This is a genomic window from Streptomyces sp. NPDC041122 (assembly GCF_055592445.1).
Window position 1 is genome coordinate 220,374 of the sequence record NZ_JBVIYQ010000002.1, and the last position, 23,501, is coordinate 243,874.

The following is a 23,501-nucleotide window of genomic DNA, read 5'->3' on the forward strand; positions in this document are numbered from 1 at the left end:
AAAGAAGCAGAAGGGGTTTTCCGCAGTAAAGCCACAGTGCCCGCTAAACCGTGTCCGCCCCCCGTTCCTGATCTAGTGTCCGACTCGATCCACAAGCTCCTCACCTGCAAGGACACCGGAGACCTGCTATGGGCGTGACACGCCGTACGCTCCGCCTCGGAGCCTTTCTCCTGGCCCCCGGGTACCACGTCGCCTCCTGGCGGCACCCGACGGCCCGCGCGAACGGCGGCCTGGACTTCGCTCACTACCGCGAGCTCCTGCACACCGCGGAGCGCGGCAAGTTCGACATGTTCTTCGTCGCCGACGGGGTGGGCATCCGCACCCCGTACCGCGACGCCGACGACCTGAGCCGCTGGGGCCGCTTCCTCCAGTTCGACCCGCTGACGCTGCTGTCCGCCCTCGCCGTGCACACCACGCACATCGGTCTCGCGGCGACCGCGTCGACGACGTACAACGAACCGTTCCACATCGCCCGGAAGTTCGCCTCGATCGACCACCTGAGCTCCGGCCGCTCCGCCTGGAACATCGTCACCTCGGTCACGGACGCCGAGGCGAAGAACTTCAACCGCGACTCCCAGCCCGACCACGCCTCGCGCTACCACCGCGCCCGGGAGTTCATGGAGGTCGTCACCGGCCTGTGGGACAGCTGGGACGACGACGCGTTCACCTACGACAAGGAGTCCGGACGCTACTTCGACCCCGCCGGGCTGCATGTCCTCGACCACAAGGGCGAGCACTTCGCCGTGCGCGGACCGCTCAACGTGGCCCGCCCGCCGCAGGGTTACCCCGTCCTCGTCCAGGCGGGCGCCTCCGCGGACGGCCAGGACTTCGCCGCGCGCTGGGCGGAGGTGGTCTTCACCGCCGCCCAGACCCTGGACGAGGGGCGGACGTTCTACCGCGGCATCAAGGAACAGGCCGCCGGTTACGGACGCGACCCCGGCCAGCTGAAGGTCATGCCCGGCCTCTTCCCCGTGATCGGCCGCACCCGCGCCGAGGCCGAGGACAAGTACGCCGTCCTGCAGGACCTCGTCGACCCCGTCGTCGGGCTGGGGCTGCTCACCCAGCTCCTCGGCGACATCGACATCTCCGGCCTCCCGCTGGACGAGCCGCTGCCCGAACTGCCGCCCACCGAGGGCAGCACCAGCCGCCAGCAGCTCGTCTACGACAAGGCGCGCCGCGAGGGCCTGACGGTCCGGGAGCTGTATCAGTCCCTGACCGGGGGCCGCGGCCACCGCATCGTCATCGGCACCCCCGACGACGTCGCCGACCTCATGGAGGAGTGGTTCACCGGCGGCGCCGCCGACGGCTTCAACGTCATGCCGCCCGTGCTCCCCGACGGCCTGGACGACTTCGTCGACCTCGTCGTCCCCGAGCTGCAGCGCCGCGGCCTGTTCCGCACCGAGTACGAGAGCACCACCCTGCGCGGAAACCTCGGCATCGACCGGCCCGCCCGGGGCGCCGCCGCCCGCGTCCCGCTGAAGCCGGGCCCGTCCCGAGTCCAGGAGTGAGGACCGCCATGCCGTCGTTCGCCAGAACCCTCAGTGAGATACCGCCCTCCCCGCTGGTGGCCGTCGACCGGCTGCTGCGCTCCGCGGCGGTGACCGAGCGGGTGCCGTTGCAGCAGGGCAGGACCGTCTTCGAGCCGTGCGCGCGCCCGGGCACCTGGGACCGCGCCGAGTTCGGGATCGCCGCCCACGAGCACGCGCCGCCCGCCGGTGTCCCCGCGCTGCGCTCCGCGTTCGCCGAGGCGGCGGCCCGGCGCCGCGGCACCCCCGTCGACCCCGGCCAGATCCTGGTCACCAGCGGCGCCACGCACGCCGTCGCGGTGACCCTGCACGCCGTCCTCGACGCGGGCGACGAGGTCATCGTCCTCTCCCCGCAGTGGCTGTTCGCGACCGGCCTGGTGTGGGCGGCCGGCGGGATCCCGCGCGAGGTGCCGGTCTTCCTGGAGCTCAGCGAGGACCCCGACTTCGACTTCATCGCCGCGATCGAGCGGGCGGTGGGGCCGCGCACCCGGGCGATCTACTTCAACAACCCCAACAACCCCACCGGCTTCCGCCTCGACGCACGCGCCCTGGCCGCGCTCACCGGCCTCGCCGCCCGGCACGACCTGTGGCTGATCGCCGACAACGCCTACGAGAACTACGACTTCGACGACGGCGGATTCCTCGACACGGCGACCGTCCCCGGCGCCGCCGAGCGCACCTTCTCGGTGCACAGCTGCAGCAAGACGTACGCCATGCCCGGCGCCCGGGTCGGCCACCTCATCTCGCCATCCGGCGCCGAGGAGGTCCTCACCAAGTGGTCGCTGCACACGCTGTACTCGGTCTCCACGGCCGCGCAGCACACCGCCTTCCGCGCGCTCGACACCCCCGCCGGCGAACTCGCACGGCGCCGCGCGGCGGCCGAGCGCGCCTGGCGGCTCGCCGACGCCGCCCTGGAGATCCCGCACACCCGCGTCCATGGCGGCCTCTACACCTTCCTCGACCTCGCCCGGTACGGCGACGGCTCGGAGTTCGTGCGCCGCTGCGCCGAGGCCGGCGTGGGGCTCGCCCCGGGCCGGGTGTTCGGCGCGCACTGCGACGGCTGGGCCCGGCTCTGCTTCACCGCGGCGCCCGAAGAGGCCGTCGCGGACGCCATCGGCCGTATCAACAAGATCTACTGGGAGGGCGGCCGTGACCGTTGACACCACCACAGCCAGGCCGACGGCGGCCGCCGCGCTGGCTCCTTACCTGCACCGGTACGACAGCCCGGCCCAGCTCGGCCTCAAGATCAACGCCTACCGGGGCTACGAGGTCGAGGGCCTCGCCGAGGCGCTGCGCGCGCCGGACCTGCTCGACGCCCCCGTCGAATGCGTGATGGTCGGCGACTCGTACTTCATGACGCACCTCGGCCGCACCGGAACCACCCTGAACGGCGACGCCGAACAGGAGTGGGGCCTCGCCACCCTCACCGGCCTGGTGGCCGAGGTGCGCAAGACGCTGGACGCCGAATTCCCCGCCGCCCGGCGGCCGTTCCTCCTCGCCGACCTGCCCGACGGGACGACGCGCGGCCCCGCCACGGCCCGCGCCGCCGCCGACCGGTTCGTCGCCGAGGGCGCGGACGCCGTCAAGATCGAGGTCGCGGGGGAGGGCGAGTTCCGCTGCGTCGAGGCGGTGGCCGCGGCCGGCATTCCCACCCTGGCGCACCTCGGTTACACCCCGCAGAGCGGCGGCCTGGCCCGGCACGGTGACGCCCTGGACGGCGCGCTCACGCTCTTCGCGCAGGCCCGCAGGGCCCGGGACGCGGGCGGCTGCGGGCTGATCGTCGAGATGGTCAGCGAGGCCGTGAACCAGGCGCTGAGCCGCCCGCACCCCGCGGGCCTCCCGCTGTACTCGGTGTTCAGCGGCCGGGCCCGCTGGGGCGGCCAGAGCCTCAACCTGTGGGACGCCGTCGTGCGCCCCGTCCCCGGCGGCCGCTACTTCCCGCCGACCCCGGTCATCGACGCGGCCGAGGTGCCCGAGCGGTACACCCCGGAGCTGATCGCCGAGCGCATGCGCGAACTGCTGCGGCTCAGCGTCGCCGGCTGGTTCCCGCTCTCCCCGCGCACCGCCCTGACCCCCCGTGAGACGGCCGAGATCACCGGCATCGACCCTTGGAGTGCCTCATGACCACCGCCGAACCGCTCGCCGCGGCGCCGGTGACCCCCGGCTCGGACACGGCCGTCTTCGACGAGCTCGAATCGGCCGTGCGCACCTACTGCCGCCGCTTCCCCGCCGTCTTCACGCGGGCGTCCGGCCACCGCATGTGGGACGCCGACGGCCGCGAGTACATCGACTTCCTGTCCGGCGCCGGCGCGCTCAACTACGGGCACAACCCGGCCGACGTGCGCGCCGCCCTCATCGCCTACCTCCAGGCCGACGGGCCGGTCCACGGCCTCGACCTGCACACCGGCGCCAAGGCCGCCTTCCTGCGCCGCTTCCACGAGGTGGTGCTCGCGCCGCGTGGGCTCGACCACCGGGTGCAGTTCACCGGGCCGACCGGCACCAACGCCGTCGAGGCGGCGTTCAAGACGGCCCGCAGGGTCACCGGGCGCACCGACATCGTCGCCTTCACCGGAGGCTTCCACGGCCTCTCGCTCGGCGCGCTCGCCGCGTCCGCCACCTCGTTCAAGCGCGGTGCGGCCGGGGTGCCGCTCGGCCACGTCACGCGCATGCCCTACGAGGGGTACGCGGGCGAAGGCGTCGACACCATCGACTATCTGACCCGGATGCTCGACGACCCGGGCAGCGGCATCGACCTGCCCGCGGCCTTCGTGGTGGAGACCGTGCAGGGCGAGGGCGGTCTCGCGGCGGCGAGCCCCGCATGGCTGCGCAGGCTCGCCGAGGTGGCCCGCGAGCGGGGCATCCTGCTCATCGTCGACGACATCCAGGCGGGTTGCGGGCGCACCGGCACCTTCTTCGGCTTCGAAGAGGCGGGCATCGTCCCCGACCTGATCTGTCTGTCCAAGTCCATCAGCGGCTTCGGCATGCCGATGGCCCTGGTCCTGGTCCGCCCCGAGCTCGACCAGCTGGGCCCCGGCGAGCACAGCGGCACCTTCCGCGGCAACAACCTGGCCTTCGTCACCGCCACGGCCTGCCTGGACCGCTGGGCGGACCCGGAGTTCGCCGCGCGGGTCCGGCGCAACGCCGCCGTCCTGGAGGAGCGGCTCACCGAACTGGCTTCCCGGTTCGTGGAGTTGGGCTGCACCGTCCTCGGCCGCGGGTGGTTCCGCGGCCTCGGCTTCACCGATCCGGCGCTCGCGGACCGGGTGTCGCGGGCCGCCTTCACGCGCGGGCTCCTGGTGGAGACGTCCGGGGCCCGCGGCCAGGTCCTCAAGATCATGCCGCCCATCGTGGCGGACGCCGACGACCTGGCGCCCGGCCTCGCCCTCCTCGCCGACTCCATCGCGGCGGCCGCCCAAGAGCACGTATCCGAAGGGGACCCGAGTTGAGCATCGCCGAACACGAGCAGACCGTCGAGGGCGCGCACGAGAGCGACCGGGAGGGCCACGAGGACGGCCACGCCCACGGCATCGACGAGACCGTGCTGCGCCGGATCGCCGACTCCTGGCCGCGACGCGCCACGATCCGCACCGACCTCGACCAGATATCCGAGCCGGAGGAGTACGACGAGGAGCTGCCGGACTACCCCGAGCACCTGCTGCCGTTCGCCGATCACCCGCTCTACCTCGCGGCCGCGCCCGAGCAGCGCCGGCAGGTCCTCACCATGGCCTGGCTGGTCTACAACGAGCGGGTCATCGCGGCCGAGGAACACGTCGCCAACCCGACCTTCGCCATGATCATGCACGGCGCCTTCCCCGGCGCCGACAGCGTCCAGCTCAAGCGCGCCGTCCAGCAGACGCACGTGGACGAGGTCTGGCACACCTACATGCACATGATCGCGATGCAGCGCACCCGCGAGGTGCGGCAGGTGACCGGCGAACCGGCCTACCCGCACACCGTCACCTACCGCCGCCTCCTCGAAGCCGACGCGAAGGCGTCGGAGCGCTGGGAGCGCGACCTGCTGAAGCTGGTCTGGACGACCGTCTCGGAGATCAGCGTCAACGCCTATCTGGAGCTGCTCTCCCGCGACAAGTCCGTCCAGCCGCTGCACGCCCTGGTGCCCCGGCTGCACGCCCGCGACGAGTCCGCGCACTCCTCCGTCATGGTCGAGGTCGCCAAGGCGCTGTACGTGCACATGAACACCGAGCAGCGCCGCGCCTTCGCCGACACGCTGCCCACGGCGCTGCACGCCTTCGTGGAGCAGGACTTCGCGGTGTGGCCCGGCATCCTGCGGGCGGCCGGGTTCGAGAGGGCCGACGAGATCGTCGAGGACTGCCGGCGGCAGGCCGGCACCGGCCTGCTGGTGCGCGACTTCTCCGGGGTGCGGCGCATCGTGCGCGAGATGGAGCTCGAGGACCAGGTCGACTTCGACTTCGGGACCGAGTGACGTGAAGCTCACCGCGGGCGGGCGCAGGCTCGCCGCCGCAGCCCTCGTCCAGTCGCTCGGCATCGGCCTGTTCATGGCGAGCTCCATGGCGTACTTCACCCGGCAGGTGGGCCTGTCGGCGAACCAGGTGGCCTCCGGGCTCGCCCTCGCCGGTGTCGTCGCCCTCGGGATCTCGCTGCTGGGCGGGGTCCTCGCCGACCGGTACGGGGCGCGGCGGGTGCTCGCCGCGGTGTATCTGGGACGGGGCGTGTGCTGCGCGGCGTACGTCCTCGTCACGGACTTCTGGCAGTTCATGCTGGTGACGCTCTGCGCGGTCGCGTGCGACCGGGCCGGCCCCCCGGTGCTCCAGGCGCTGGTCGCCCTGGCCGTGCCGGAGCGTCAGGAGCGCACCCGGCTGCTCGCGGTGGTCAACGTCGTACGCAACTGCGGACTCGGGGTCGGCGCGATGGCGGCCGGTGCGGCGCTCGTCGACGACACGCAGGCCGCCTACCGGGTCACCCTGATCGCCATCGGGCTGGCCTTCCTCGGCGGGGCGGTGCTGGTGCTTCGGGTGGACGAACCGGCCGCGCCGGCGGCCCACGCCGAACCGCGGAGGACGGCGGGACGCGCCGTCCAAGGGAGGGTGTTGCCCGACGCGCGCTATCTGACGCTGACCGGGCTCAACTTCCTGCTGTTCTTCTTCGACACGATGCTGCTCGTCGCGATGCCCGTGTGGATCCTGGAGCACACGGACGCGCCGCGGGCCACCGTGTCGGTGCTGTTCGCGCTGAACACCGTGCTCGTGGTGGTGCTGCAGATCCCGGTCAGCAAGCTGGCCACCGGCCAGCGGCGCACCACCCGGATGCTCACCTGGACGGGCGCCGTGCTCGCGGCGAGCAGTCTGTGCTTCGCCGCCTCCGGCTCGGTCGCGGGCGGGCCCGCGGTGGCGTGGCTGGCCGCCGCCGTGGTGACGCTGTCCCTGGCCGAGGTGACCGCCAACTCCGCGGTGTGGGACCTCTCCATCGCCCTGGCCCCCGAGGAGCAGCGCGGACGCTACCTCTCCGTGTTCAACCTGAGCGTGGCCGGCCAGCGCGTCCTCGGGCCGGTGCTGGTCACCGGGCTGCTGCTCGGCTCCGGCTCACTCGGCTGGGTGGTGGCCGCGGGGGTGCTGGTGGCCGCGGGCTTCGCGGCCGAGCGGGTGGCCCGCGCGGCGGGGCGGCGGATCGGCGCGAAGGGGCTCGTCGATGCCTGAACTCTCCGTCCTCCTCTTCGCTTCCGTCGCGGTCTTCCTCGGCGCGCTGGTCCAGGGCAGCCTCGGCGTGGGGCTCGCCCTGGTGTCGGCGCCGGTGGTGCAGATCGCCGCGCCGGACCTCATGCCGGGCTCGCTGCTCCTGGTCGCCGCGGTGCTGGCCGCGCTCGGGGCGGTGCGGGAGATCTCCCACACCGACTGGTACGGCGTCTCCTGGGCGATGGCCGGCCGGATCGTCGGCACGGTGACGGCGTCGTACGTCATCCTCGTCGTCTCGGTGCCGACGCTCGACCTGCTCTCCGCGGGGATCACCCTGGGCGTCGTCTCGCTGCTCGCCTTCGACCCGGCCAGGCTGCCGAGGAACCGGAGCACGCTGATCGCCTCCGGCGCCGTGGCGGGCCTCACCGGCACGACCTCGTCCATCGGCGGGCCGTTCATCGCGCTCGTCTACAGCCAGGAACCCGGGCCCAAGGTCCGCGGCACCCTCAGCGTCTTCTACACGGCGGGCACGCTGCTCTCGCTCGTCTCCCTCACCGCGGTGGGCCGGCTCTCGGGCGACCAACTGTCGTTCGGCGCCCTGCTGTTGCCGGCGGTGGTGGCCGGGTTCGCGCTGTCGGGGCCGGTCAGGAAGCGGGTGGACGGCGGCGGCCGGATGCGCGGCGCGGTGCTCGTGCTGGCCGTCGTCGCCGCGCTCGTCCTCATCGTCCGGGGCCTCACCGCCCTCGTCACGGGGTGAGGGCGGGGGCCACACGAGGAGAGGGCGGCGGGAGCGCGGGCGATATGTCGACAGCAATACGTACCGAGGCAGGAACGGAGCGGAACATGCGGGTGGGATGTGCGGGACTGGGGTCCATGGGCGGAGGGATGTGCCGCCGCCTCGCGGAGCGCGGGTTCGAGGTGGTCGCGTACGACGCCGATCCGGGCGTCACCGCCGCGGCCGGGGAACACCCGGGCGTGCGCGCGGCGCGGAGCGTCGCGGAGCTGGCCGCGCCGGTGGTGGTCACCATGCTGCCCGACGGCGCGGCGGTCCGGCAGGTGGCCGACGCGCTGCTCCCGCACCTCGACGCCGGCGCCCTGATCGTCGACACGGGCTCCTCGGCGCCCGAGGACACCCTCGCCCTGGGACGCGCGGCCGCCGCGTACGGCGTGGCCGTGGTGGACGCGCCGGTCTCCGGCTCGCCGGCCGCCGCGCGCACGGGCGCGCTGACGCTGATGGCCGGGGGCGAACCCGAGGACGTCGTACGGGCGGAGCGGGTGCTCGGCGCGCTCGGCAGGGTCCACCGGGTGGGTCCCGCGGGTGCCGGTCACGCGCTGAAGGCGCTCAACAACCTGCTCTCCGCGGTCAATCTGGCCGCTGTCGCCGAAGTCATGCTCGCCGGGCGGGCGTTCGGCCTCGAACCTGCGGCGATGCTGGAGGTGATCAACGCGTCGACCGGGCGCAACCACGCCTCGCAGACCAAGCTGCCCGACCATGTGCTGCCCGGCACCTTCGACTCGGGGTTCGCGCTGCGCCTGATGCTCAAGGACATCCGCATCGGCACGTCGCTGCTCGACTCCGCGGGCGGCCCCGCCGCCTTCGGCCACGCCTGCCAGGAGCTGTGGGAGAAGGCGCACGACGCACTGCCGGCGGGCGCCGACAATGTCGAGGTCGTGCGCTGGCTGGAGAAGGAGTCGGGACGGGAGCTGCGCGCATGACACACGAGAACGAGAACGATCGCGACCAGCAGAACGGGCACGAGCACGTGAACAACGACCACGGGAGCGAGGGCGCGCCGCGGATCGCGGTCATCGGGGGACAGGTCGCCGCCCTGAAGAAGGCCCGCGCGGCCGGGTTCGACGTCGTCTGGCTGCACGGCCCGCACGAACTCGACACATCGGGACTTGAGTTGGTGGCCGAGGCCCACCTCACCGACTACCGCGACCCGCAGGGCGTCGCCGACCTCCTCGCCGCCGTGCACCGGCACCGGCCGCTGGTCCGGGTCGTCTCGATCATCGAGGACGGCCTGGAGTCGGCGGCCGCCGCGACGACGGCACTCGGCCTGCCGGGCACCGGCCTCGACACCGTCCGCCTGCTCCAGGACAAGCTGGCCTTCCGGGAACTGCTCGCCGAGCGCGGCATCGAAGGGGTCGCCGCACGCCTCGGCCACGACGAGACCGACATCCGCGCCTTCGTCGACGCGTACGGCGCCGCGGTGATCAAGCCTCGCTACGGTTCCGGCAGCCTGGGCGTGCGGCTGGTGCCGGGGCCCGACGCGGTGGCCGAAGTGGCGTCCTGGGCGGCGGAGTTCGGGCTGCACACCTTCGTGATGGAGCAGTATCTGCGCGGCCCGGAGTTCAGCGTGGAGGCGTTCAGCTTCGCGGGCGAGCACGTGGTCGTCGCGTACACCGCCAAGGAGAAGCTCGACTCCTTCGTCGAGGTCGGGCACGTCCAGCCGGCGGGCCTCGACGCGGTGGACACGGACCGGATCGACGCGCTGGTCGGCAGGATGCTGGACGCCGTCGGGGTCACGGACGGCCCCTCGCACACCGAGGTGATCCTCACCGCCGACGGCCCCCGCCTGGTGGAGTCCCACAACCGGCGCGGCGGCGACCGGATCACCGACCTGACCCACGAGGTGTACGGCACCGACATCGACGCGCTGGGCTTCCTCTGGTACGCGGGCCGCACCGAGCCCCGCACCCCGGGCCCGGCCGGGGGCGGCGGCGCCATCCGCTTCCTGACCGCGGAGCCGGGCGTCGTCGAGTCCGTCACCGGAGCCGACGAGGTACGCGCCGACCCGCGGGTGGTGGCCCTGCAGCTCTCCGTCGCCCCCGGCGACACGGTGGACCCCATCGCCTGGTCGTACGACCGGTCCGGGCTGCTCATCGTCCGGGGCGGATCGGCCGACGAGGCGCGCGAGGCGGCCCACGAACTGGCTGCCCGGATCACCATCAGGACCCGTCCCACCCCGGCCCCCGGCGCGCCGCGCTCCATCACGGCGGTGGCCCCCCGGCCCGAGCGGCTGATCGGCGCCACGCCGCCGGGGGCGGACGCGTGACCACCGCGCCGCCCACGGTCGGCGCGGGTGAGTTGCGCGCCGCGCTGCGGGGGCACGCGGCGGGCGTCGCGGTGCTCACCGCGGCCACGCCCGACGGGCCCGCCGGGGTGACGATCACGTCGTTCACCTCGGTGAGCGCCGAACCGGCGCTGGTCTCCTTCGCGCTCGCCAAGACGTCCTCGACATGGGCCAGGATCAAGGACTGCCGGCGGTTCGGGATCCAGCTGCTCGGCGCCGCCCAGCGGGAGGTGGCCGAGCGGTTCGCGGCGCGCGGCGTCGACCGGTTCGCCCCGCCCACCCGCTGGCACACGGGCCCGCACGGGGTGCCCCTGCTCGACGACTGCGGGGCCTGGCTGATCGGCGCCCGCCACCGCCACCTGACGCTGGGCGACCACGAGTTGATCGTGTGCCTCGTGGAGCACGTGCGGGTCGGCGCGCCGGGCGGCGGTCTGGTCCATCTGCACGGCGGCCTGCACGCCGCGCCGGTGTCGCCCGCGGCTCCCGGCGGCCGGCGGGGCTGACCGCGTGCGCGGGACGGCCGCTTGCCGTACCGCATTGTTGGTTAGGCTGGCGGGGAGAGACCGATTGCCGATGCTCGTGGCCAGGCGGGAGCCGGGAAACTGACGGGACACGACCGAAAGCGGACCGGGCGGCCCTCAAGCGCGCCTGACGTGACGATGGTTGACGCCGACCCGAGCCCTGGCGCACGCGGTGAGCAAGGGGCCGGAGCTGCCGCTGTCGACCGGCCTGCGCCACCCGCCGCGCTGCCCCCTTCGCTGCGGGGCCCGCTCGGACTGATCGCGCTCATCGCCGTGCTGGTGGTCGGCGCGATCGGGGCCTTGTACGCGGGACACGGCGAACCCGGCCGGGTGGACCGGTGGTTCGTCGACCCGACGGCGGACAGCGTGCGGTCACCGTGGCGCGGCGTCGCTCTGGCCACCGACTTCCTGGGCGAGCCCGCGGGCGCGGCGCTGCTGATCGTGGCGGCGGTCGTGGGCTGCCTGCTCCTGCGGCAGCCGCGCGGGGCGGCACTCGTCGTGGCCTGCGCCGCCCTGGCCGTGGGCACGGCGACGTTGCTCAAGCACCTCGTGGGGCGCACCATTCACGGCGAGGGCAACCTGTCCTACCCGAGCGGCCACACGGCCTTCTTCACGGCGCTCGCGGTCACGGCGGCGCTGCTCGCGGCCGGTCGGCTGGGCCTCGGCAGGGGAGCCGGGTCGCTCCTCGTGCTCGCCGCGGCGCTGGTGGCGGGCGCCGCGATGGGGTGGGCGCAGGTCGCCCTCGGCGCGCACTACCCGACGGACGTCCTCGGCGGTTGGTGCACCGCGCTCGCGCTGGTGCCGGTGGTGGCGTGGCTGGTCGACCGGGTGGCCGACGGGGTGGCCGACGGGGTGGCCGACCGCCTGGCGGCGCGGTCGGCCGACTCCCGTCAGCGAGAAGCGGCGTGACGTGACGTCAGGCCCAGGACGACCGTCGGGGCCTGACGCCGTCACACCGGGTGCTTGTCACCTCACCCCACCCGCCGGAACACCGGCCGCACCGGGCGCCCCGCCAGCCAAGGGGTGGGATCGCCCGCGTCCAGCGCCTTCCGGTACACCGCGCACGCCTGCGCCACCGCCTCCACCGTGTGGTCGATGTCCGCCTCGGTCAGCGCGCTGCTCACCACGAACGACGGGGCCAGCACCCCGCCTTCGAGGAGCCGGCGCAGGAACAGGGTGCGGTACTCCTGCGACGGGCGGCCCTCGGCGTCCAGCGTGGCGAAGACCAGGTTGCTGGCCCGGCCCCGGACGACGACGTGGTCGGCGACGCCCATCCCCGCCGCCGCCTCGCGGACCCCGGCGGCCAGGCGGTCGCCGAGGGCGTGCAGGCGCGCGGTGACGCCCTCCTCGACGTAGACGGCCTGCACGGCCATCGCCGCCGCCAGCGAGTGCGTCTCCGCCCCGTGCGTCGTGGACAGCAGGAACACCCGCTCACCGGAGTGCCGGAACCCGCCCCGCTCCATCAGCTCCCTGCGCCCGGCCAGCGCGGAGACCGCACAGCCGTTGCCCAGCGCCTTGCCGAACGTCGAGAGATCGGGCACCACGCCGTACAGCCCCTGGGCGCCCGCCTCCGACCAGCGGAACCCGGTGATCATCTCGTCGAAGACCAGCACGCAGCCGTGCCGGTCGGCGAGTTCGCGCAGGCCCGCGAGGTAGCCAGGGGGAGGCTCGGCGCTGGTGGCGGGCTCCAGGATCAGACAGGCCACCTCGTCCCGGTACCGCGTGAGCAGCTCCTCCGTGGCGGCCAGATCCCCGTACGGGAACGTCACGGTGAGCTCGTCCGTCGCCGCCGGGATGCCGGCGGACATCGGCGTGGTCCCGATGAACCAGTCGTCGACGGAGAAGAACGGGTGATCGCCGCAGAGGGCCACCCGGGCCCGCCCGGTGGCGGCGCGGGCCAGCCGGACCGCGGCGGTGGTGGCGTCGGAGCCGTTCTTCGCGAACTTCACCATCTCGGCGGTCGGCACGGTGGCCAGGAAGCGCTCCGCGGCCTCGACCTCCACGACGGAGGGCCGGACGAAGTTGCTGCCTCGGTCGAGCTCCCGCCGCACCGCCTCGACGACCCGCGGGTGGGCGTGTCCGAGGCTGACCGACCGCAGGCCCGACCCGTACTCGATGTAGCGGTTGCCGTCGACGTCCCACACATGGGCGCCGCGGCCGTGGCTGATCACCGGCGCGAGGTGCTCGGGATACTGGTCGTCGCCCTTGGCGTACGTGTGCGCGCCGCCGGGGACGAGTGCGTGCAGCCGCTCGTTCAGCGCCCGCGACGTGGGCAGCCGCAACTCCCCGGCGCCTGCGGTGTTCTCGGTGTCCATGTCACCCCTCCCGCTGCTTCAGGACCTCGGCGAGGCTCGGCGCCGCCCGGTCCCGCGGGGACATCGACGTCACCGGCAGCGGCCACGGAATGGCGAGCTCCGGGTCGTCGAACGCGATCGTCACGTCCTCGCTCGGATCGTGCGGGCGGTCGATCCTGTACGAGGTGTCCGCCGTGTCGGTCAGGACCTGGAAGCCGTGCGCGCACCCCGCCGGGATGTACACGGTCGTCTGCGTCTCGCCGGAGAGGTCGAAGAAGGCCCGGCCCAGATAGGTCGGCGAGTCCTTCCGCAGGTCCACGGCGACGTCGAAGATCCGCCCGGACGAGCACCGCACCAGCTTGGCCTCGCCGGCGCCGGAGCGCAGGTGCAGGCCGCGCAGCACGCCCCGGACCGATCGGGACACGCTGTCCTGGACGAAGGCGTGCGGGTCGAGCCCCACCGAGCGGATCACGTCGGCGTCGAAGGTGCGGCAGAAGAAGCCGCGCTCGTCGGCGTGGCGCTCCGGCTCGAACTGGTACGCGCCGGCGATCGCCGGGACTTCGGTCACTTTCATGGAGCCTCCTGCCGGGGGCGGGACCCGGCGTGATCGGTCTTCGACTTCGACGTGGTCTTCGTTTTGGTGGGGAACAGTGCGGCGGTCAACTCGGCCCATTGGTCGGCGAGTTGCGCGGTGGTGGTGCGGTTGCGCTCGGCGAGGGTTTGGCGCAGCCGGGCCGCCCGCTTCTCCAGGTCACGGAACTGATCCAGGAGGCGGTCGGCGTCGACCTCCCGGGCCGGGTGGCAGTACGCGCCGAGGCCCATCCGGTCCATCAGCGCGTCGCTCTTCGCCGCGTAGCTGAGGGCGAGCGTCGGGGTGCCGGACTTCAAGGCACAGACCAGGTTGTGGTATCGGGTCGCCACCACGGCGTCGGCCGCCGCCGCCTCCCGCATCAGATCGGCGAGCGAGGCCGCGTCGGCCGCGGTGACCAGCGGTGAGCCGACCGCGTCGAGGATCGCGGCCACCACCGCCCCGTCGACGTCGTCGCCGGTGAGGAGCCGCACCGGCCGGCCCTCCTCGACCAGCGCGCGGACGAACGCGGTGGTCCCGTCGAGATAGCGCCGGTGGATCTCGTCGGCGCGGTCGCGGTCGGCGTCGCTGCCGTGGAAGGCCATGACGCCGACACAGACCGGGCCGGGAGCGTCCGACGCGTACGGTGTGTCCGCCGGGGCCGTCGTGTCCGGCGCGTCCGAGGGCGCGTTCGCCGCGGCCGTCGGCAGGGCGAACGCGAGGTCCGGGTAGACCCGGTCGCGCCCGGTGTCCACGCCCATCGCCCGCATCGCGTCCCGGGACAGGTCGTCACGGTAGGAGCGGTACGCCGCGAGCCGTGCCGACCAGCGGACCAGGGTGCGGGTCGGCCGGCTGCGGATCGTGTCGGCGCCGACGCCGACCAGCGCGACCCGGGTGCCGAGCAGCCGGCCGCTCGCGCAGAGCAGGAAGAGCGCGTACGGGAAGCCCCAGGGCCGCAGCGGCAGGGTGGCCTCCAGGACGCCCATGCCCGGCACGATCACCACGTCGTGGCGGCGCACCCACGCGGCGGTGCGGACCGCGTCGACGAGCTTGCCGAGCCCCTTGCCCGCGACGGCGCCCGCGCGCGACGCGGTCCGGTACTCGCCGCGGTACCAGTGCAGCCGTGTCGCGGGGATTCCGTACCGTGCCGTGACCACCTCGGGTCCGCCGCACAGCGCGTCCACGACGGCCCCCGGGTGTGCGGTGCGCAGATGACCGAGCACGGCTTCGAGCGACCCGTCGTTGCCGAGGTTGCCGGAGCCGAGCAGCCCGAACACCCCGATGCGCGCCGGGGACCGGTCCGCCGGCGTCATGCCTCGCGCCCCTCATGGCCGGCGCGTCCCTCACGGCCGGCGACGAGGTCGTTCACGGAGACGGTGTGCGTGCCCGGGGCGACCGGGGCGCGGTCCTCCACCCGCTCCCCGGCGCCCGGCCGGACCCGGCTCGCCAGCCACGCGGCCACGTGGCGGTGGCAGGCACGCCGGTCCGCGGCGGACAGCGGCGCCCGCTGGATCGCCGAGGTGAAGCCCAGGACGTACTCGGCGAGCAGCCGGGGCGTCGGGTGCAGCCGGCCCGCGCGGCGCGGGTCCAGGTTGACGCACCGTGAGCGCAGCGAGGGGTTCGCGCGCTCGGCGCGGGTGGGGTGGTCGCGGCGGAAGTACAGCAGCTCGGGCACCTGGTGGAAGGGGCCGTGCAGGGTGATCTCGGCGACGAACGTGCGGTCCGCGTGGTGGTAGCTGTCGTGCGGCTTCACCCGGCGCAGCACATCGGCCCGCATCACCCCGTAGAAGTCGTCGCCGCCCGGCTCGAAGAGCAGGCTGCGAAAGCGCTCCGGGGCGCTCGGCGAGTCGGTGGCGAGCCCGTACGCGTAGGGGACCTTCACCTCGCCGTCGCCGTCGATGACCGCCTGGCCGCTGTGCGCGAGGATCACCTCCGGACGTTCGTCCAGCGCCTCCACACAGCGCTTGAGGAGGTCGCGCGCGTACAGGTCGTCGTGCGAGGCCCACTTGAACAGCTCGCCGCGGCACTGCGTGAACACGTAGTTGTGGTTGGGCGCCGCGCCGATGTTCCGCGGCAGCCGGAGGTAGCGGATGCGCGCGTCCTTCGCGGCGTACTCGCGGCAGATGTCCTCGGTGCCGTCGGTCGAGGCGTTGTCCGAGATGACCAGCTCGAAGTCCTCGTAGGTCTGGCCGAGCAGGGCGTCGAGCGCCTCGGCGAGGTACTCCTCGCCGTCGTACACGGGCAGGCCGATGCTCAGCCGGGGATGCGCGGTCATGACGTCCTCACTTCGGTGATGGAGTTCTGGTGGTGCTCGCGCAGCGCGGCGCGCAGCTGAAGCCACCACACGGCGGAACCGCAGACGGTCGCGGCGGCGACGCCCCAGGCCGAGCCGACCGTGCCGGCCGCGACCGCGCCGCCGAGCCCGCCGGCGACATAACAGGTGGAGGCGAACAGCTGACTGCGCAGACTGCGCCGGGCAAGGCCGAGCGCACGCAGGCCGGCCGCGGCGCCGGTGCCGAGTCCGGCGCCCGCGACCCCGAGCGCGGCCGGCACGATCAGTTCGGAGGCGGCCCCCCAGACGTCGCCGAGGGTGAGCTCGCCGAGCCGGTCGGGCATCAGGAGCAGCGCCGCGCCCCAGAGCAGCGCGGCCACCGCCTGCGCGCCGCCCAGCAGGAAACAGAAGGTGCCGAGGCGGTGCGGGGCCCTGCGCAGCACCCGCGCCGCCTCCGCCACGGTGACCAGCGACAGGCCCATCAGCACGGCCATGAACGGGCCGAGCAGGAGTTCGGCGCCCCGGACCACGCCCACCGCGCTGACCCCGACGATCGCGCCGAGGCCGTACGCCCGCAGCTGGGCAGCGCCGCTGGTGCTGACGTTCTCGACCAGGTACCGCAGACCGAGGTCGTGGTGGTCGCGGAGCCACACGCGCGCCCCGGTGAGCCGGGGCCGGATGCCGGACTGGAGGCACCCGTACACCGCGGCCACGGCGGCCGACGCGCCCCAGGCGAGGACGAACGCGGCCACGCCGCCCACCCGGGCGGCCACCACCAGGGCCGGGACGAGCGCGATACCCCACACCAGGTCGTTGACGAACGCCTTGCGCCCGGCGCCCGCCGCGAAGAACGAGTACCGCCAGGCGTCCTGCATCAGCAGCCCCGGCAGCACGACGCCGAGGCCGGCGAACGCGGGCCCCACGCGTCCGCCGACCCCCAGACCGATGACCAGGCACACCGCGCCGACGGCTGTGCCGACGCCGAGCGCGGTGCCCGACGAGCGGGCCACCGCGGTGCGCCAGGCGGATTCCGGCACACCGCTGAAGCGCACCACGAGCGGGTCGGTGGCGAGCCCGCGGGAGACGCTGAGCACCACGCCGTAGGTCACCCAGGCGAGACTGAACACGCCGAACGCGGCGAGCCCGAGCGAGCGGGCCACGTAGATCCCCACCACGAAGTTGGAGATGCTGGAGGCCGCCTGGTCGGCGAGGCCCCAGGAGAGCCGGCCGAACATGGCCCGCTTGGCGGTCCGCCCCGCGGCCGGTGGCGGGGCGTTCGGCGTCGTCGTGTTCTCTCCCTCGGTGGCCATCGGCGTCATGCCTTGATCAGTCCGGCGCCGTGCAGGGCGTCGGCCGCCGCGGCGACGGCGTCGAACGCGAGCCCCGACCGTGCGGCGACGTCCAGCAGGCTGTGCTCGCCGTCGGAGAGGCTGAGCACCCAGAGCATCGCCATCTGCGCCTCCTTGGCGTCGCTGCGGCCGCCGAGCGAGTCGTACAGCCCCCGCCGCCCCAGGTGCGGTTCGCCGTAGGGGCTGAGGTTGACGTACCGCCGGTTGCGGTCGAGGACGTCGAACGCCGTACGGCAGACGTCGAGCGTGTCCGCCATCGCCTCCGCGGAGACGAAGTCCGGGTTGTCCGCCGACGTGTGGTACTCGGGATAGCCGGCGTACGGCGTCCGGCTGAGCGAGCCCACGCCGAGGTCGAACCCGGGCGAGCAGTACTGCCGCTCGTCGTAGCCGTACGGGGTGAACTCCTTGACCTGGTGCGGTCGTTCGGTGGCGGCGAGCACATGCCGCAGCACCCGGTCGATCTCCGCGTCGCCGCGCCTGCTCTGCTTGTACGTCAACCGGCCCCTGTCACCGGCGCAGGCCAGCACGAGCCCGTGCTTGACCCGGTCGATCCGCTCCGCGTTGCGGGCCAGCCAGGTGATGGCCCCGATGGTGCCGGGCGCGAAGATGAACCGGTAGGTGTAGTACGGCGTGGTCCCGGCCAGCGACCGGGCCAGATACGTCGCCACCGCGATGCCGGCCAGATTGTCGTTGGCCAGCGACGGGTGGCAGACGTGGCAGGAGACGATCACCTCGTCCGGCACCTGTCCGGGGACCACGTGCTCGGCGTAGGTCAGATGACCGTCGGCGAGCGTGGAGTCGACGCGCACCTCGTAGTCGCCGTCCGGCAGGGCGTCCAGGGTCTTCTGGGCCAGACAGAACCCCCACTGCGGCTGGTAGTAACTCGTGCGGTACGGGATCCAGTTCGGGTGGTCCGGCAGGGTGTGCAGATGGCTCCGCAGCTCGGCGAGCGGCATGGTCGCCGACACCGGCACGCTGTAGCCGAGCACGTGCAGGCTGGACGCGGCGAAGTCGACGACGCGCCGGCCGGAGGCGTCGGCGACGTACGCGTCCCGGATGTTCCACTCCTGCGGCACCGTCCAGTCCAGGACCTGCGTCCCGGTGGGCACCTCGTGCACCTGCAGCGGAAGGTACTCGTCGACGATGCGCAGGGTGGCGCGCACACCGTCGCCGGTGATGCTCCGGCAGAGCGGGTACAGCCGCTCCACCAGCGCGTGCATCTCCTCGCCCGCCGCGGTCACCGGCGCCGCCGCAGGGTGTCGTCGACGGTGCCCGCCTCGGACGCCGCGCGCAGCACGGCCAGCCGCGTGAAGCGTTGCTCGAAGTCGTCCTGGGTCAGGCCGTGTGCGCGGTAGGCCTCGGCGAGTTCGAGCGCGCCCCGCTGCACCGTCCACGCGCAGTCGAAGCCGGGCACCGCGGCGCGGAACCGGGAGAAGTCCACCCGGTAGGAGCGCGGATCGGCGCCGTTCTCGCCGGTGATCACCACCTTCGAGCCGGGCACCGACGCGGCGACCTGCTCGGCGATCTCCGCGACCGTGACGTTGTTGGTCTCGCTGCCGATGTTGAACGCCCGGTCGTGCACGGCCTCCCTGGGCGCGCTCAGCGCGGCGGTGAAGGCCCGCGCGATGTCGGCGGCGTGCACCAGCGGGCGCCACGGCGTGCCGTCGGAGAGCACCAGCACCTCGCCGGTGAGCAACGCGTGGCCCACCAGGTTGTTCAGGACGATGTCGGCGCGCAGCCGGGGCGAGAAGCCGAAAGCGGTGGCGTTGCGCATGTACACCGGGCTGAAGTCGTCGTCGGCCAGCGCGTGCAGGTCGCCCTCCACCCGCACCTTGGACTCCGCGTACGGGGTCACCGGGCGCAGCGGCGCGTCCTCGCCGACCAGCTCGCCGCCGCCCGCGGCGCCGTAGACCGAGCAGGTGGACGCGTACAGGAAGCGCCCCACCCCGGCCTCGCGGGCCAGCCGGGCCAGCCGTACGGACGCGTGGTGGTTGATGTCGTAGGTGAGCTCCGGCGCCAGCGAGCCCAGCGGGTCGTTGGAGAGCGCGGCCAGATGGATCACCGCGTCGAACCCGGCCACGTGGTCGGCCGTGACGTCCCGCAGGTCCACCCGCGGGCCCGCCGGGTCGACGGGCCGCGGGCCGAGGACGCAGTCGGCGAACAGGCCGGAGTCGAGGCCGGTGACCTCGTGGCCCGCGGCCGCGAGGACCGGGGCCATCACGGTGCCCAGGTAGCCCTGATGTCCGGTCAGCAGTACGCGCAAGGTTCATTCCCCCAGGTCGAGAGTGAGTTTGGTGACGGCGAACGCCTCGGCGTACCGCGCGTGGCATTCGATGCCGCGGATCCGCGCGAGGCCGAGGAAGGCCTCCCGGTCGTACCAGGGCCGGTGCCGCTGCGAGGGGTAGTGCTCCTGAAGGAGGCGCACCTTCCGCTCGGCGGTCTCCGGCGAGAGCGGCTGGTACGCGGCCATCCGGCCGAGATCGCCGTCCCACTTGACGATCTCGTACCCGAGCACGAGGTGGTCGCGGAACGCGGTCGGGATCAGCTGCGCCAGGCCCCGGTGGTCCTGGTGCGCGTCGTCGGTGCGCGGGGCGAGGACGAGGTCGGGATCGCTCTGCGCGCGCAGCTCCTCGACCGCGGCCTTGGCCTCCTCCCAGTGCGTGGGGAGCCGCCCGTCCGGCAGCTTGAGGACGGTCAGCCGCAGATCGGCACCGGGGCAGAACGCGGCGAGCGCGGCCCGCTCCTCCTGCTCCCGCTCGCCGCCCCCGCCGGAGAGCACCAGCGCGTCGACGCGGACGCCCGGCCGGGCCAGGCACAGCGTGAGCAGCGTGCCGCCGGCGCCGATGGCGATGTCGTCGCAGTGCGCGCCCACCGCGACGATCCGTTCCAGCCGTCCGGCCCCGAGCCGGATCACGCGCGCACCCCGGCGTCCGTCGGGACGCCGTCGCGCTCCCACACGGCCCACGGGCGCTCGCCGCGGGTGTACGCGGCATCCAGCGCGGCCCGCTCCTTGACCGTGTCGGTCGGCTTCCAGAAGCCGCGGTGCTGGTGGGCCACCAGGCGTCCCTGCTTGGCCAGTTGGGCGCAGCCGTCGGCGACGAGGTCGCCGTTCTCCGGTAGGTGGTCGAAGACCTCCTGGCGGAGCACGAAGTAGCCGCCGTTCTCCCACAGCGGCAGTTCACTGACCGCCGTGATGCCGCCCACCAGGTTGTCCTCGCCCAGCTCCACGCAGTGGAAGGAGGACTGCGGCGGCACCACCATCATCGAGGCGCCCGCGTCCCGCCGCGCGAACCGGTCGATCATCTCCGGCAGCGGGGCGTCGGTGAGCACGTCCGCGTAGTTGGCGAGGAACATCTCGTCGCCGTCCAGGTGGTGGCGGACCCGGCGCAGCCGCTCGCCGATCGGCGACTCGATGCCGGTCTGCGCGAACGTGATCGTCCAGTCGGCTATGTCGGTGGACAGCAGCTCGGTCCTGCCGCCCCGCAGCACGAAGTCGTTGGACGTCGTCTCCTCGTAGTTGAGGAAGAAGTTCTTGATGTGGTGCGCCCCGTAGCCCAGGCACAGGATGAACTCCTTGTGCCCGAAGTGCGCGTAGTAGCGCATGACGTGCCAGATCAGCGGCCGGGGGCCGACCATCGCCATGGGCTTGGGCATGTCGTCGGCGGCTCCGTCGCGCATCCGCATCCCGTAACCGCCGCAGAACAGAACGACCTTCATGCTGTGGCCTCTTTCGAAGACGGGGCGTCGACGACGCTCAGTTCCGGGACGGGGAAGACCAGGCGGCCGCCCCACTCGTGCACGTAGGACAGCTGCTCGACCAGCTCGGCCCGCAGGTTCCAGGGCAGCACGAGGACGTAGTCGGGCCGGTCGGCGGCGATCCGCTCGGGCGCCAGGATGGGGATGCGGGTGCCCGGGGTGAACCGGCCGTGCTTGTACGGGTTCCGGTCGACCGTGTACGCGAGCAGGTCGGGCCGGATGCCGCAGTGGTTGAGCAGGGTGTTGCCCTTGCCCGGGGCGCCGTAGCCGACGACCGTCTCGCCGCGCTCGGCCGCCTCGATGAGGAACTTCAGCAGGTCCCTGCGGACCTTGGCGACCCGGGAGGAGAACTCGGTGTACCCGGACAGGTCCTGGAGGCCGGCCGCCTTCTCCCGGTCCAGGACCTCGCTCACCAGCCGCGTCGGCTCGCCCGCGACCTCGGCGGGGCGGGCCCACAGCCGGATGGAGCCGCCGTGCGTGGGCAGCAACTCGACGTCCACGAGGGCGAGTCCGCCGCTCGCGAGGGCCCGCGCCGCCGACGCGACCGTGTAGTACTGGAAGTGTTCGTGGTAGATCGTGTCGTACTGGTTCTCCTCGATCAGGGTCAGCAGGTGCTGCACCTCGATGGAGACCCAGCCGTCGTCGGCGACCAGGGCGCGCAGCCCCTCGGTGAATCCGACCACGTCCGGGATGTGCGCGTACACGTTGTTGGCCACGACGAGGTCGGCCGGGCCGTGCTCGGCACGGACGGCCGCGCCGGTCTCGGGGCTCAGGAACTCCGTGACCGTGGGCACGCCCGCCTCCCTGGCGGCGGCACCCACGTTCACCGACGGCTCGACGCCCAGGCAGCGGATCCCCCGGTCCACCACGTGCTTGAGCAGATACCCGTCGTTGCTCGCGACCTCGACCACGAAGGAGTCGGCGCCGAGCCCCACCCGCCGGGCGGCGTCGGCGACGAAGGTGCGCGCGTGCTCCACCCACGACGTCGAGAAGGAGGAGAAGTACGCGTACTCCTTGAACGTCTCCTCCGGCGTGATCAGCGGCGGGATCTGCGCGAGCCAGCACTCCGTGCAGACCCGCAGGTGCAGCGGGTACGCGGGCTCCGGCTCGTCCAGCCGGTCCGCGGCGAGAAAGCTCTCGCACGGCGGGGTCGCCCCCAGGTCGACCACGCTCTCCAGCGCCGCCGAGCCGCAGAGTCGGCATCGTGTCATCTCACTGCCCCCATCCCTGCCCGTACGGGTGTCCCCGCCACGAGCCCGTGTTTCCATTCCCCCTGCCGGCGACGGACCGTTCCCGTCGCCGGCCCGCACCGCGATCGCGGTGCGATACCCCTCCACCAGGCGCTCCAGACCGACGGCGGGGCTGAACCCCTGCTCGTACCGGCCCCGGGCCGCCCGGCCCATCTCCCGGTTGCGGCTCCGATCGACCGCGATCCGGCGTATGCGGGACGCGAGCGACGCGGCGTCGCCCGGCCGGTGCAGCAGCCCGGTCACCCCGTCCTCGACGAGCTCGACGAAGGCGCCGTGCCCGGCGGCCACCGCCGGCACGCCCGCCGCCATCGCCTCCACGACCACCAGGCCGAAGGCCTCCAGCCAGGTCGAGGGCGCGACCACGGCGACCGCCCGCGCGAGCGCCTTGCGGCACTCCGCGGTGTCGTACAGGCCGACGTAGCGCACGTCGTGCCGGCCCGCCGCCCACGCCGTCACCTCCGGCTCCAGCGGGCCCGTCCCGGCGATCATCAGCGGCACGCCCACCCCGCCGTCCGCCGCGAGCTCGTCCCACGCGGCCATCAGCAGCCGCACGCCCTTGGCCTCCGCGAGGCGGCCGAGATAGAGCAGGTGCTCGCCGTCGCCCACCCGGCGCTCCTCCGGCTCCGGCACGAAGTTGTGCTTCACCGCGAGGCGTTCGGCCGGCATGCCGGCCGCCACCAGGACCTCGCGCTGCGCCGCGGAGATGCAGAAGAACCGCTCCACGCCGGTCCACCACCGGCGCCGGTTGACCGACAGGCTGACCGCCAACGGCACCGTCGCGAGGCGGGAGTTCCGGTAGCAGCCGTGCCGGACGGCGGGCAGCGGCGCCCTGCCGACGCACTCGGTGCACGGCTTGCCGTCCCGCTGGAGCGTGCCGGGCGGACAGATCTGCGTGTAGTTGTGCAGCGTGGCGACGGCGGGCACGCCCGCGTCGGCGCAGGCGGCGATGACCGCGGGCGAGAGCAGCGGGAAGACGTTGTGGAGGTGCACGACGTCCGGGCGCTCGGCGCGCAGCCGGGCGGCGAGCTCCGAGCGGACCGCCGGGTTCCAGGGCACGAGCAGCGGCACCGCGACCTTGCCCGGCAGGGACCGGGCGGCGATGGTGTCGCTGCGCCGCTCGAACAGGCCGACGTGGTGGCCGGCCGCGCGCAGCAGCTCGGTCTCCTGGTCGACGACCTTGTTCTCGCCGCTCGGCTGCGCCGAGGCGTAGCGGTTGTGCACCACGAGGATGCGCACG

General features: G+C 73.5%; 21 protein-coding genes and 1 pseudogene. 11 read left to right on the forward strand and 11 right to left on the reverse strand.

What is annotated here, in order from left to right; translation table 11 throughout:
- Positions 1-128 precede the first annotated feature (128 nt).
- The 11 genes from ACZ6B8_RS07285 to ACZ6B8_RS07335 all read left to right on the forward strand — a co-directional run bounded on the left by ACZ6B8_RS07285 (position 129) and on the right by ACZ6B8_RS07335 (position 11,684).
- On the forward strand, positions 129-1,508 hold the full coding sequence (locus ACZ6B8_RS07285) for an LLM class flavin-dependent oxidoreductase (RefSeq protein ID WP_471606568.1): 1,380 nt from the start codon (positions 129-131) through the stop codon (positions 1,506-1,508).
- Positions 1,509-1,516: 8 nt separating this feature from the next.
- Positions 1,517-2,686, forward strand: coding sequence for a pyridoxal phosphate-dependent aminotransferase (locus ACZ6B8_RS07290; protein ID WP_471606569.1), 1,170 nt, complete (start codon positions 1,517-1,519; stop codon positions 2,684-2,686).
- Positions 2,676-3,650: a 3-methyl-2-oxobutanoate hydroxymethyltransferase gene (locus ACZ6B8_RS07295; protein WP_471606570.1), complete on the forward strand. Its 975-nt coding sequence runs from the start codon at positions 2,676-2,678 to the stop codon at positions 3,648-3,650. Before ACZ6B8_RS07290 ends, ACZ6B8_RS07295 begins: the two co-directional genes overlap by 11 nt.
- The gene (gene ectB, locus ACZ6B8_RS07300; RefSeq protein WP_471606571.1) at positions 3,647-4,972 is read left to right on the forward strand and encodes a diaminobutyrate--2-oxoglutarate transaminase; all 1,326 of its coding nucleotides are present in this window, start codon (positions 3,647-3,649) and stop codon (positions 4,970-4,972) included. Before ACZ6B8_RS07295 ends, ectB begins: the two co-directional genes overlap by 4 nt.
- Positions 4,969-5,970 carry a diiron oxygenase gene (locus ACZ6B8_RS07305; protein WP_471606572.1) on the forward strand — a complete coding sequence of 334 codons (1,002 nt, stop codon included), beginning with the start codon at positions 4,969-4,971 and terminating at the stop codon, positions 5,968-5,970. The genes ectB and ACZ6B8_RS07305 overlap by 4 nt, the downstream gene beginning before the upstream one ends.
- A gap of 1 nt (position 5,971) precedes the next feature.
- Positions 5,972-7,201, forward strand: a complete 1,230-nt coding sequence (locus ACZ6B8_RS07310) for an MFS transporter (RefSeq protein ID WP_471076961.1) — start codon at positions 5,972-5,974, stop codon at positions 7,199-7,201.
- Entirely contained in the window at positions 7,194-7,934 is a 741-nt protein-coding gene (locus ACZ6B8_RS07315; protein WP_471076964.1) for a TSUP family transporter, read from the forward strand. Before ACZ6B8_RS07310 ends, ACZ6B8_RS07315 begins: the two co-directional genes overlap by 8 nt.
- Positions 7,935-8,020: 86 nt before the next feature.
- Entirely contained in the window at positions 8,021-8,893 is an 873-nt protein-coding gene (locus ACZ6B8_RS07320) for an NAD(P)-dependent oxidoreductase (protein ID WP_471607163.1), read from the forward strand.
- A complete protein-coding gene (locus ACZ6B8_RS07325) occupies positions 8,890-10,236 on the forward strand; it encodes an ATP-grasp domain-containing protein (RefSeq protein WP_471606573.1) in 1,347 nt (448 codons plus the stop codon). Before ACZ6B8_RS07320 ends, ACZ6B8_RS07325 begins: the two co-directional genes overlap by 4 nt.
- Entirely contained in the window at positions 10,233-10,757 is a 525-nt protein-coding gene (locus ACZ6B8_RS07330; protein ID WP_471606574.1) for a flavin reductase family protein, read from the forward strand. Before ACZ6B8_RS07325 ends, ACZ6B8_RS07330 begins: the two co-directional genes overlap by 4 nt.
- A gap of 156 nt (positions 10,758-10,913) precedes the next feature.
- Complete coding sequence (locus tag ACZ6B8_RS07335; RefSeq protein WP_471607164.1) at positions 10,914-11,684, forward strand: phosphatase PAP2 family protein; 771 nt, start codon at positions 10,914-10,916, stop codon at positions 11,682-11,684.
- Between the two features lie 62 nt (positions 11,685-11,746).
- On the opposite strand, the gene ACZ6B8_RS07340 is transcribed toward ACZ6B8_RS07335, so the two are convergent.
- The 11 genes and pseudogenes from ACZ6B8_RS07340 to ACZ6B8_RS07390 form a co-directional block, all read right to left on the reverse strand.
- A complete protein-coding gene (locus ACZ6B8_RS07340; RefSeq protein WP_471076975.1) occupies positions 11,747-13,090 on the reverse strand; it encodes a glutamate-1-semialdehyde 2,1-aminomutase in 1,344 nt (447 codons plus the stop codon).
- A gap of 1 nt (position 13,091) precedes the next feature.
- Positions 13,092-13,643 (reverse strand): dTDP-4-dehydrorhamnose 3,5-epimerase, encoded by a 552-nt coding sequence (rfbC, locus tag ACZ6B8_RS07345; RefSeq protein ID WP_471076978.1) that lies wholly within the window; start codon positions 13,641-13,643, stop codon positions 13,092-13,094.
- Complete coding sequence (locus tag ACZ6B8_RS07350; RefSeq protein WP_471606575.1) at positions 13,640-14,950, reverse strand: polysaccharide pyruvyl transferase family protein; 1,311 nt, start codon at positions 14,948-14,950, stop codon at positions 13,640-13,642. Before ACZ6B8_RS07350 ends, rfbC begins: the two co-directional genes overlap by 4 nt.
- Entirely contained in the window at positions 14,947-15,912 is a 966-nt protein-coding gene (locus tag ACZ6B8_RS07355) for a glycosyltransferase family 2 protein (RefSeq protein WP_471606576.1), read from the reverse strand. Before ACZ6B8_RS07355 ends, ACZ6B8_RS07350 begins: the two co-directional genes overlap by 4 nt.
- Positions 15,909-17,228, reverse strand: coding sequence for a hypothetical protein (locus ACZ6B8_RS07360; RefSeq protein ID WP_471606577.1), 1,320 nt, complete (start codon positions 17,226-17,228; stop codon positions 15,909-15,911). The genes ACZ6B8_RS07355 and ACZ6B8_RS07360 overlap by 4 nt, the downstream gene beginning before the upstream one ends.
- A complete protein-coding gene (locus ACZ6B8_RS07365; RefSeq protein WP_471607165.1) occupies positions 17,225-18,478 on the reverse strand; it encodes a DUF4910 domain-containing protein in 1,254 nt (417 codons plus the stop codon). Before ACZ6B8_RS07365 ends, ACZ6B8_RS07360 begins: the two co-directional genes overlap by 4 nt.
- A 17-nt stretch (positions 18,479-18,495) precedes the next feature.
- Positions 18,496-19,521 (reverse strand): NAD-dependent epimerase/dehydratase family protein, encoded by a 1,026-nt coding sequence (locus ACZ6B8_RS07370; RefSeq protein WP_471606578.1) that lies wholly within the window; start codon positions 19,519-19,521, stop codon positions 18,496-18,498.
- Positions 19,522-19,524: 3 nt separating this feature from the next.
- Positions 19,525-20,172: a PIG-L deacetylase family protein gene (locus ACZ6B8_RS07375; protein ID WP_471076992.1), complete on the reverse strand. Its 648-nt coding sequence runs from the start codon at positions 20,170-20,172 to the stop codon at positions 19,525-19,527.
- Positions 20,169-20,975, reverse strand: coding sequence for a glycosyltransferase family protein (locus ACZ6B8_RS07380; protein WP_471606579.1), 807 nt, complete (start codon positions 20,973-20,975; stop codon positions 20,169-20,171). Before ACZ6B8_RS07380 ends, ACZ6B8_RS07375 begins: the two co-directional genes overlap by 4 nt.
- Positions 20,972-22,225 (reverse strand): class I SAM-dependent methyltransferase, encoded by a 1,254-nt coding sequence (locus ACZ6B8_RS07385; protein WP_471078431.1) that lies wholly within the window; start codon positions 22,223-22,225, stop codon positions 20,972-20,974. The genes ACZ6B8_RS07380 and ACZ6B8_RS07385 overlap by 4 nt, the downstream gene beginning before the upstream one ends.
- Before the next feature lie 3 nt (positions 22,226-22,228).
- Positions 22,229-23,500 (reverse strand): annotated as a pseudogene (locus ACZ6B8_RS07390) (glycosyltransferase); the annotation flags it as partial.
- Between the last annotated feature and the right edge of the window lies 1 nt (position 23,501).